The 9,031-nt window shown below is 72.1% G+C and carries 10 protein-coding genes and 1 pseudogene; 5 read left to right on the forward strand and 6 right to left on the reverse strand.

The features are described from left to right. Window positions 1-100 precede the first annotated feature (100 nt). Entirely contained in the window at window positions 101-1,012 is a 912-nt protein-coding gene (locus ACXJKB_RS19795) for a glucose-6-phosphate dehydrogenase assembly protein OpcA (RefSeq protein ID WP_457191426.1), read from the forward strand. Beyond that, on the forward strand, window positions 1,009-1,734 hold the full coding sequence (gene pgl, locus ACXJKB_RS19800) for a 6-phosphogluconolactonase (RefSeq protein ID WP_457191428.1): 726 nt from the start codon (window positions 1,009-1,011) through the stop codon (window positions 1,732-1,734). The genes ACXJKB_RS19795 and pgl overlap by 4 nt, the downstream gene beginning before the upstream one ends. 48 nt (window positions 1,735-1,782) lie before the next feature. Here pgl and ACXJKB_RS19805 read toward each other — a convergent pair whose 3' ends face one another. From ACXJKB_RS19805 to gap, 6 genes are all read right to left on the reverse strand, one after another. Next, window positions 1,783-2,451 (reverse strand): hypothetical protein, encoded by a 669-nt coding sequence (locus ACXJKB_RS19805; protein ID WP_457191430.1) that lies wholly within the window; start codon window positions 2,449-2,451, stop codon window positions 1,783-1,785. A gap of 493 nt (window positions 2,452-2,944) precedes the next feature. After that, window positions 2,945-3,304, reverse strand: a complete 360-nt coding sequence (locus ACXJKB_RS19810) for an RNA polymerase-binding protein RbpA (protein WP_172259783.1) — start codon at window positions 3,302-3,304, stop codon at window positions 2,945-2,947. A gap of 31 nt (window positions 3,305-3,335) precedes the next feature. Beyond that, window positions 3,336-3,572, reverse strand: a complete 237-nt coding sequence (gene secG / locus ACXJKB_RS19815; protein WP_457191433.1) for a preprotein translocase subunit SecG — start codon at window positions 3,570-3,572, stop codon at window positions 3,336-3,338. 43 nt (window positions 3,573-3,615) lie between these two features. Next, window positions 3,616-4,386, reverse strand: coding sequence for a triose-phosphate isomerase (gene tpiA, locus ACXJKB_RS19820; RefSeq protein ID WP_457191447.1), 771 nt, complete (start codon window positions 4,384-4,386; stop codon window positions 3,616-3,618). 32 nt (window positions 4,387-4,418) lie between these two features. After that, window positions 4,419-5,633 (reverse strand): phosphoglycerate kinase, encoded by a 1,215-nt coding sequence (locus tag ACXJKB_RS19825; protein ID WP_457191435.1) that lies wholly within the window; start codon window positions 5,631-5,633, stop codon window positions 4,419-4,421. Between the two features lie 3 nt (window positions 5,634-5,636). After that, entirely contained in the window at window positions 5,637-6,632 is a 996-nt protein-coding gene (gap, locus tag ACXJKB_RS19830; protein WP_457191437.1) for a type I glyceraldehyde-3-phosphate dehydrogenase, read from the reverse strand. Between the two features lie 245 nt (window positions 6,633-6,877). On the opposite strand from gap, the gene ACXJKB_RS19835 reads away from it, so the two are divergent. From ACXJKB_RS19835 to ACXJKB_RS19845, 3 genes and pseudogenes are all read left to right on the forward strand, one after another. Beyond that, the gene (locus ACXJKB_RS19835; RefSeq protein ID WP_300044811.1) at window positions 6,878-7,750 is read left to right on the forward strand and encodes an ABC transporter ATP-binding protein; all 873 of its coding nucleotides are present in this window, start codon (window positions 6,878-6,880) and stop codon (window positions 7,748-7,750) included. Beyond that, a complete protein-coding gene (locus ACXJKB_RS19840; RefSeq protein WP_457191439.1) occupies window positions 7,747-8,403 on the forward strand; it encodes an ABC transporter ATP-binding protein in 657 nt (218 codons plus the stop codon). Before ACXJKB_RS19835 ends, ACXJKB_RS19840 begins: the two co-directional genes overlap by 4 nt. Further along, window positions 8,400-9,031, forward strand: a pseudogene (locus ACXJKB_RS19845) (hypothetical protein); the annotation flags it as partial. The gene ACXJKB_RS19840 and the pseudogene ACXJKB_RS19845, both read left to right, overlap by 4 nt.

Genomic DNA, 9,031 nt, shown 5'->3' on the forward strand with positions numbered 1-9,031 from the left:
CCCACGACCAAGTGACCTCCTCCGCTTCGCTCCCCCGGACCACTTTCTCGCGGGGACCCCAAGCTGCTCCTCCGCCGAACAACACCGAGGGGACCCCGAGATGATCGAATTGACCGACACCAGCTCGTCCAAGATCGCCGCGGAGTTCATCCGCTCACGCACCCGCGCCGGCAGCCCGGCGATGGGGATGGTGATGACCCTGGTCATCGTCGCCCCCGAGGACGACGCGGCCGAGGCGATGGCCGCGGCCAAGCGCGCCTCGCGCGAGCACCCGTCCCGGGTCCTCGGCGTCATCCTCGGTGACGCTCGCGGCGCCGCCCAGGTCAACGCCCAGGTCGGCAGCGGCGACGGCTGGGGAGGCGAGATCGCAGTGATCCGGCTGAAGGGCGAGGTGGTCAAGCACGCCGAGTCCGTCGTGCTGCCCCTGCTGCTCCCCGACTCCCCCGTCGCCATCTGGTGGCCGACGTCCGCGCCGGCCGACGTCGCGGCCGACCCGCTCGGCGCTCTTGCGCAGCGGCGCATCACCGACTCCGCGGCGGTCCCGCGCGGCAAGTCCACCGCCATGCTGACCCAGTGCCGCACCTACGCGCCCGGCAACACCGACCTGAGCTGGACCCGGTTGACGCCGTGGCGCGCGCTCCTCGCCGCGGCCCTGGACCAGCACCCCCTCAAGGTGACCCGCGCCAAGGTGACCGCCGAGCGGATCAGCCCCAGCGCCGACCTGCTGGTGGCCTGGCTCAGTGACCGGCTCAAGGTCGAGGTCGCCCGCGGCAACTCCGACGGCCCCGGCATCACCGAGGTCACCATGGACACCAAGGAAGGCCCGATCCGCATCTCCCGCGCCGACGGCCGCCTGGCGACGTTCTCCTCGCCCAACCGGCCCGACCGGCCGGTCGCGCTGAAGCGCCGCGAGGTGCCGGCCCTGCTGGCGGAGGAGCTGCGCCGCCTCGACGAGGACGACGTCTACGCCGAGGTCGCCGCCCGCCTGGTCAAGCTGAGGAGCAAGAAGTGAACGAGCCCGAGGTCCGCCGCCACGACGACGCGGACGTGCTCGTCGGCGACATCGCCTCCGCCCTGCTCGCCCGGCTCGAGGCCGCGCAGGCGCGCGGCGAGGTGCCGCAGGTCGGGCTCACCGGTGGCACCATCGCCGAGGAGCTCCACCGCGAGCTCGCCCGCCGGGCCGTCGACTCCGCGGTCGACTGGTCCCGCGTCGTGTTCTGGTGGGGTGACGAGCGCTTCGTGCCCGCCGACTCCCCCGACCGCAACGCGCGCCAGGCCCGCGAGTCGCTCCTCGACCACGTCCCCGTCGACCCGGCCAACGTCCACGAGGTGCCCGCGAGCGACCAGGTCGCGACCGCCGAGGACGCCGCGGCGGCCTACGGCCAGGCGCTGCGCCAGCACGGCGCCGGCTTCTTCGAGGTGCTGATGCTCGGCATCGGCCCCGACGGCCACTGCGCGTCGCTCTTCCCCGGCCACGCTGCACTGGAGGCCCGCGACGCGATCGCCGTCGCAGTCCACGACTCCCCCAAGCCGCCGCCCGACCGCGTCACCCTCACCTTCGAGGCGATGGAGCGCTGCCGCGCGGTGTGGTTCATCGCCAGCGGCGACGGCAAGGCCGAGGCGGTCGCCCGTGCGCTTGCTCCCGGCGGGTCGGTCACCGAGACCCCCGCCCGCGGCGCACGCGGTGAGGAGACCGTCTGGTGGCTCGATGAGGCCGCCGCCTCCGCCCTCTGACCGGGCACTTCCTCGCGCTACAACCTGCCGACCGGGCACTTCCTCGCGCTACAACCTGCCGAGGTCGACGTACGTCCGGCGCCGCAGGCCCATGGTCGACCGCGCCGCGAGGTAGCCCTGATGGAGGCGATCACCCGCCGCGAGGTCCGGGCCGTAGACGTCCGACTTGGTGAACACCTCCATGACCCAGGCACGTCGGTTCCTGAGCCATCGCAGGCGGTCCTCGTCCGAGGCCTCGTCGTCCTCGCCGTGGAACTCCTCCCCGAAGTACTCCCCGCCGAACCGCACCTCCGGATCGCCCACGTCGATCCGGAACTTCGGTGTGCCGTCATCTGCATGCACCCAGATCTGGGTCGTGGGCCAGGCTGGTATGTCGGCCTCGTGCCAGTGCAGCCTGAGCGCGCTCTCCGGTGGCGACTCCGCACCGGGATCGCCGAGCGCAGCCAGGCGTCGGAGCTGCACGACACCGCGGTGTCCCTTGAACCTGTCGATCTCACCGACCAGCTGCTCCCGGGCCACGCCGAGGCGGAGGAACCCGTCAATGGCCGCAAGCGCGTCGTACCTCCACAGCAGCCTGCCCAGGTCGCAAGCCGTGCGAAGGGCTGTCGTGACCGCCACACCACCGGCATCCTCGATGTCCGCTCCAGTCAGGTGCCGTGTACCGCTGCTCACACCGGCGCGTCTCATCCTGCTGGCGCTGCGGCTGTAGAGGTCCAAGGACGGCATCTCGTGGATGGCGCTGCGGGGAAGAGCATCGACTCCATGGATCCAGGCCGCGGTCCTGTCGACCACCACGACGTGGGGAGGTGTCACCAGCGCCACGGCAGCAACGCGGAGTCGCAGCGAGTCAGGCACCTGGGTCGCGACGAACACCCCGCGCACCATCGGCCGCAACAGACCGTTCGCGACCAGCTTGCGCCGGAGGCTCGGGGGTACGCCGGCCGCGTCGGCCTCGTGCGAGGTGAACGGTCGATCGACAGGCAGTGGCGCGGTTCCGTCCAGCAGGACGGCGTCGTGGCACCAGGTCGGCAAGCGCTGCATACTCGGACGATGCCCGAACGGCGCGCCGGGCGTCGCGGGTCATCCACAGGCGCAGGCAGGACCACCGCCCGCTCGGCGCTTGCTAGCGCGAGGAGATGCCCGCTCGGCGCTTGCTAGCGCGAGGAAGTGCCCGCTCGGCGATGCCTAGCGCGAGGAGATGACCGGTCGGTCAGAAGATGATCTCGCCGGCCTTGCGGCGGCTGCGCAGCAGGGCGACGGCCTCGTCGAGGATGTCGGCCGCCTCGGTCTCGCTGCGACGCTCCTTCACGTAGGCCAGGTGCGTCTTGTAGGGCTCGATCTTGGGGGCCGGCGGCGGGTTCTCGGAGTCGAGGCTCGCCGGCAGGCCGCACTTCGGGCAGTCCCACGACTCGGGCACGGCGGCCTCGATCGCGAAGGTCACCACGGACCGGTGGTCGTGGCTGCAGAAGTACGTCACTGCCTGCCGCGGCGCGGCCTCGCCGCGCTCGGCCTCACCCATCGGGCCGGCCCCGACTCGACTACCGCGGATCGCGTTTCCAGCACCAGCCATGACGACTCCTTCTCAGAAACGCTCGGGGGACTCAGCCCTGGTAGGCCATGAGCAGGCCGAGGGCGACAACACAGGCAAACCAGATGAGGCCGACCCCGATCGTGAACCGGTCGAGGTTGCGCTCAGCGACCGACGATCCCCCCAGGCTGCTGGACACGCCGCCACCGAACATGTCGGACAGGCCGCCTCCGCGGCCCTTGTGGAGGAGCACCAGCAGGATCATGATCGCGCTCGTCAGGACGAGCAGGATGGTGAAAGCAAGAATCACGAGCGGAAGCCTACGTCACGTCCGCCGCGAACCGGTGAGCGCCTCACAGCACGGGCATGTCGTAGAAACGGCAGATCCCGCCGAACTCGTCGACCTGCAGGCTGGCGCCCCCGACGAGGCATCCGTCGACGTCCGCCTTCTCCATGATCCCGCCGACGTTGGCGGCCTTGACCGACCCGCCGTAGAGGATCCGCAGGCCGTCGGCCGCACCGTCGCCGTGCACCTCGCGGACGCGCTCGCGGATCGCCGCGCAGACCTCCTGCGCGTCGTCCGGGGTCGCCACCTCGCCCGTGCCGATGGCCCAGACGGGCTCGTAGGCGACCACGAGGCCCGCGACCTGCTCGGCGGTGAACCCGTCGAGCGAGCCGTCGAGCTGCGTGAGCGTGAAGGGCACGTGCTCGCCGGCCTGGCGTACGTCGAGACCCTCCCCGACGCACACGATCGGGGTCATCCCGGCGTGGAGCGACTTGTGGGCCTTCGCGTTGACCAGCTCGTCGGACTCGTTGTGGTACATCCGGCGCTCGCTGTGCCCGACGACGACGTACGAGCAGCCCAGCTTGGACAGCATGGCCGCGGAGATCTCGCCGGTGTAGGCGCCGTTGTCGTGGACGGAGACGTCCTGGGCGCCGTAGCGGATCGACAGCCGGTCGCCGTCGACCAGCGTCTGCACCGAGCGCAGGTCGGTGTACGGCGGCACCACGACGACCTCGACCTTGCCGAAGTCGTGGCGCTTGTCCGACAGCGTCCAGGCGAGCTTCTGGACCGTCACCACCGCTTCCTGGTGGTTGAGGTTCATCTTCCAGTTGCCCGCCATCAGCGGCGTGCGGTTCGTCTTCTCGGCCACGGTCAGCCCCTCTCGAGTACGGCGATGCCCGGGAGCTCCTTGCCCTCCAGGAACTCCAGCGACGCGCCACCGCCGGTGGAGATGTGGCCGAACGCGGCCTCGTCGAAGCCGAGCTGGCGCACGGCCGCGGCGGAGTCGCCCCCGCCGACGACCGACAGGCCGTCGATCTCGGTCAGCGCCTGCGCGACGGCACGGGTGCCGCCGGCGAAGGCGTCGGTCTCGAACACGCCCATCGGGCCGTTCCAGAAGACCGTCCTGGCGTCGGCCAGCGCCGCCGCGAAGGCGGCCGCCGACTCCGGCCCGATGTCGAGCCCGAGGGCGTCGGCCGGGATCTCCGAGGCGGGTACGACGGACGGCTGCGGCTCGCGGTCGCCCGACGGGAACGCCGTGTCGACCACGACGTCGGTGGGCAGCACGATCTCGACACCGCGGTCCGCCGCCTCGCTGAGGTAGCGGTTGCAGGTGTCGAGCTGGTCGGCCTCGAGCAGGCTCTTGCCGACCTCGTGGCCCTGGGCCTTGAGGAAGGTGAAGACCATGCCGCCGCCGATGAGCAGCTTGTCGGCCTTGTCGATGAGGTTGTCGATGACACCGAGCTTGTCGGAGACCTTCGACCCGCCCAGCACGACGACGTAGGGCCGCTCGGGCTCCTCCGTCAGGCGCCGCAGCACGTCGACCTCCGCCGCCACCAGGCCGCCCATCGCGGACGGCAGCCGCAGCGCGACGTCGTACACGCTCGCCTGCTTGCGGTGGACGACGCCGAAGCCGTCGGAGACGAAGGCGTCGGCCAGCTGGGCGAGCTGGTCGGCGAACGCGCCGCGGACCTCGTCGTCCTTGCTGGTCTCGCCGTCGTTGAAGCGGACGTTCTCCAGGAGGGCGACGTCGCCGTCCTGCAGGCCGGCGACGGTCTCGGAGGCGCTCGCGCCGACGGTGTCGGTCGCGAACGCCACCGGCCGCCCGAGGAGCTCGGACAGCCGACCGGCGACCGGCTCCAGCGAGTACGCCGGGTCTGGCGCGCCCTTGGGGCGGCCCAGGTGGGCGGTCACGACCACCCGGGCGCCCGCGTCGGACAGCTGCGTGATGGTCGGGACGCTCGCGCGGATCCGGCCGTCGTCGGTGATGGTGGTGCCGTCGAGGGGCACGTTCAGGTCCGAGCGGACCAGGACGCGCTTGCCTCTCAGGTCACCGAGGGACTCGATGCCAGCGGAGGACTCGGCCATCGGTCAGAGCGACGTGCCGACGTGGGTGATCAGGTCGGCGAGGCGGTTGGAGTAGCCCCACTCGTTGTCGTACCAGCCGAGCACCTTGACCTGGTTGCCGATCACCTTGGTGAGGGGCGCGTCGAAGATGCAGGACGCCGGGTCGGTGACGATGTCGGTCGAGACCAGCGGGTCGGTGGAGTAGCGCAGGTAGCGCCCGTCGGCGGCAGCCCGGACGATCTCGTTGACCTCGTCGACCGACGTCTCGCGGCTGGCCTCGAACGTCAGGTCGGTGGCGGAGCCGGTGGGGACCGGGACGCGCATGGCGTAGCCGTCGAGCTTGCCCTTGAGCTCGGGCAGGACGAGGCCGATGGCCTTCGCCGCACCGGTCGAGGTGGGCACCATGTTGAGCGCGGCGGCGCGGGCGCGACGCGGGTCCTTGTGGATGTTGTCCTGGAGGTTCTGGTCAGCGGTGTAGGCGTGGATGGTCGTCATCAGGCCCTTGTTGATGCCGAGACCGTCGTGCAGCGCCTTCGCCATCGGCGCGAGGCAGTTGGTCGTGCAGGACGCGTTGGAGATGACGGTGTGGGCCGAGGGGTCGTAGAGCTCGTGGTTGACGCCCATCACGATGGTGATGTCCTCGTTGGAGGCGGGCGCGGAGATGATGACCTTCTTGGCGCCGGCGTCGACGTGGGCCTTGGCCTTGGTCGCGTCGGTGAAGAAGCCGGTGGACTCGACGACGACGTCRGCACCGATGTCGCCCCACTTCAGGGCGGACGGGTCGCGCTCGGCGAACGCGGCGATGGTCTGGTCGCCCACCTTGATCGACGTGTCGTCGCTGGTCACGTCGGCGTCGAGCCGACCCAGGATCGAGTCGAACTTGAGCAGGTTGGCCAGTGAGGCGTTGTCGGTCAGGTCGTTCACGCCGACGATCTCGATGTCGGCGCCCGAGGCGCGCACGGCGCGGAAGAAGTTGCGGCCGATGCGGCCGAAGCCGTTGATACCTACGCGGACAGTCATGTTCGTGCCTCCTTGGTGGGGCCTTCGGTGACCCCGTCGACAGCTGCGGCCTTTGGTGACCACCTCCCGACCCTAGCGGGTGCCGACCTGGGCGCGATCCGAGGTCTCCCGCGGTACGGACCGGTAACTTTGGATCGATCCAAGGGCGTCGTCGCACACCGAGTCGTCGTCGCCGGTGCATGATGTCCCAGCATTCCGGCGCGGCCGGGTGACGGTACGACGACACAGCTTCAGGAGGACTTCACGTGCAGGACGGGGGCGGCATCGGCGTCCGGTGCTCGGGCGTGGTGCACCTCTACCGCACCTTCGAGGGCCACGACGTGGTGGCACTGCAGGGCGTCGACCTCGAGATCGCCCCGGGCGAGCGGGTCGCGTTCCTCGGCCCGAGCGGGTCGGGCAAGTCCACCCTGCTCGCGCTGCTCGGCGGCATCCAGCGCCCCAGCGCCGGGCGCATCCTGCTCGGCGACGACGACATCTCGCGGATGAGCGAGCGACACCTCTCGCGGCTCCGTGCCCGCCGGGTGGCGACCATGCTGCAGGGGTCCACCCGCAACCTCCTGCCCTACACGACGGCGCGACGCAACGTGGAGTTCGCCCGCATCGGCATGACGGCCGAGGAGGCCGACCGGGCGCCGGGCGTGTCCGACCTGCTCGACCGGGTGGGGCTGACCGACCAGGCCGACCAGGTGGTGAGCACGATGTCGGGCGGCCAGCGCCAGCGCCTGGCCCTCGCGTGCGCCGTCGCCACGACGCCCGGCCTGCTGCTCGCCGACGAGCCGACCAGCCAGCTCTCCCACGTGGACCGTGACGCCGTGGTCGGCCTGCTCCACGACCTCAACCGCGACTTCGGCACCACCGTCGTGGTGGTCACCCACCAGCCGGAGGTCGCCGCGACCTTCCCCCGCACCGTGACGATGAAGGGCGGCCGGGTCGGGTCCGAGGGGCACCACGGCGCCGAGTACGCCGTCATCGGCAGCGAAGGGGTCCTCCACCTGCCCTCGCACCTGACCACCCAGTGGCCGGCCGGCACGCTCGTCCGCGTCGACGCGGAGCCGCGCCGGATCGTGATCAGCCACCCGGCGGACGAGACCGGCATCCCGCGGGACGGTCTGCGATGAGCGCCGGGATGAACGGGACCGGCGACCTGGTCCTCGACCACGTCAGCTACCAGCCCGGTCCCCTCCTGCTCGACGACGTCTCCGTGACGTTCGCGGCCGGCCGCGTGACCGCGCTGTCCGGGCCGAGCGGTTCGGGCAAGACGACGCTGCTCTCGATCGCCGGCGGCCTGGTCGCCCCGAGCACCGGCGCCGCGACGTACGACGGCCGCGCGACGTGGCAGGGCGACGGCGACCCGCCCCCCGAGATCGCCTTCGTGCTCCAGGTCTACGGCCTGGTCCCCATCCTGTCCGCCCGCGAGAACGTCGCCATCGCGCTGCGCGCCCGTGGCACCTCGTGGACCGACGCCTCCGACCGGGCCGAGGCAGCGCTGGCCCGCTTCGACATCGCCGACCTCGGCGACCGCCAGGTGGAGGAGCTCTCCGGCGGACAGCTGCAGCGCGTGGCCTGCGCCCGCGGCCTGGTGGTGGGCGCGCCCGTGCTGCTCGCCGACGAGCCGACGAGCGAGCTCGACCAGGGCAACGTCGCGGTCGTCCTCGACGCCCTGCGCGCCGAGGCCGAGCGGGGATGCGTCGTCGTCATCGCCACCCACGACCCCGCCATCGTCGAGCTCGCCGACCACCACGTCGCGATCGACGAGGGCCGGATCGCATGACCTTGCGCGTCGTGGCCGGGTGGTGGGCCCGGCGGGGCACCCACCTGCCCGTCGCTGCCGCCATCGCGGTGGTCACCGCGGCCACCGTGCTCGCCGACGCCGGCGGCAGGCCCGCCCTCCTCGTGCCGCTGGTCGTGCTCGCAGCCGGGGTGCTCCCCGGCGCCGGCCTCGCCCTCGGTGCCGCGCGGCGGCAGGAGGCGGCGCTGCTGCGGCTGCACGGCCGCCGCGGAGTGCGCTGGGTGACCGCGCTCGTCACCGAACCGGTGCTGACCGCCGTCCTCGGCGGCGCGGTGGGCGCGGCGGTGCCGCTGGCCCTCGGCGCCGAGGTCGCGTCCCCGGCGCTGGTCGCCGCGGTGTGGCTCCTCGCCTCGGCCACGGTCGTCACCGCGATGGTGGTCGCGCTGCGCGGACCGCTGACCGAGCTGCTCCGTCCCGCCGGTGCCGAACGGGCGCGCCGCGCCAGCGCCCTCGCCGCCCTCGTGCCGGTGGTCGTCGCGGTGGCCGCGGTCGTCGCGCTGCTCCGCCGCTCCTCGACCGCCCCCGACGCGTGGGCCTTCACCGCCCCCGTGGTGGTGGGCCTGGCCGCGGGCCTGCTGGCGACCGCGGTGGTGCGGCTGGTCGCGAGCCG

It is taken from the genome of Nocardioides sp. P5_E3, from assembly GCF_054049275.1.

Bases quoted from the DNA above. Each gene is read 5' to 3' on its own strand.
- tpiA (WP_457191447.1), bottom strand. From the start codon at position 4,386: ATGGCGGGCAACTGGAAGATGAACCTCAACCACCAGGAAGCGGTGGTG.
- ACXJKB_RS19795 (WP_457191426.1), top strand. From the start codon at position 101: ATGATCGAATTGACCGACACCAGCTCGTCCAAGATCGCCGCGGAGTTC.
- ACXJKB_RS19810 (WP_172259783.1), bottom strand. From the start codon at position 3,304: ATGGCTGGTGCTGGAAACGCGATCCGCGGTAGTCGAGTCGGGGCCGGC.
- ACXJKB_RS19840 (WP_457191439.1), top strand. From the start codon at position 7,747: ATGAGCGCCGGGATGAACGGGACCGGCGACCTGGTCCTCGACCACGTC.
- ACXJKB_RS19825 (WP_457191435.1), bottom strand. From the start codon at position 5,633: ATGGCCGAGTCCTCCGCTGGCATCGAGTCCCTCGGTGACCTGAGAGGC.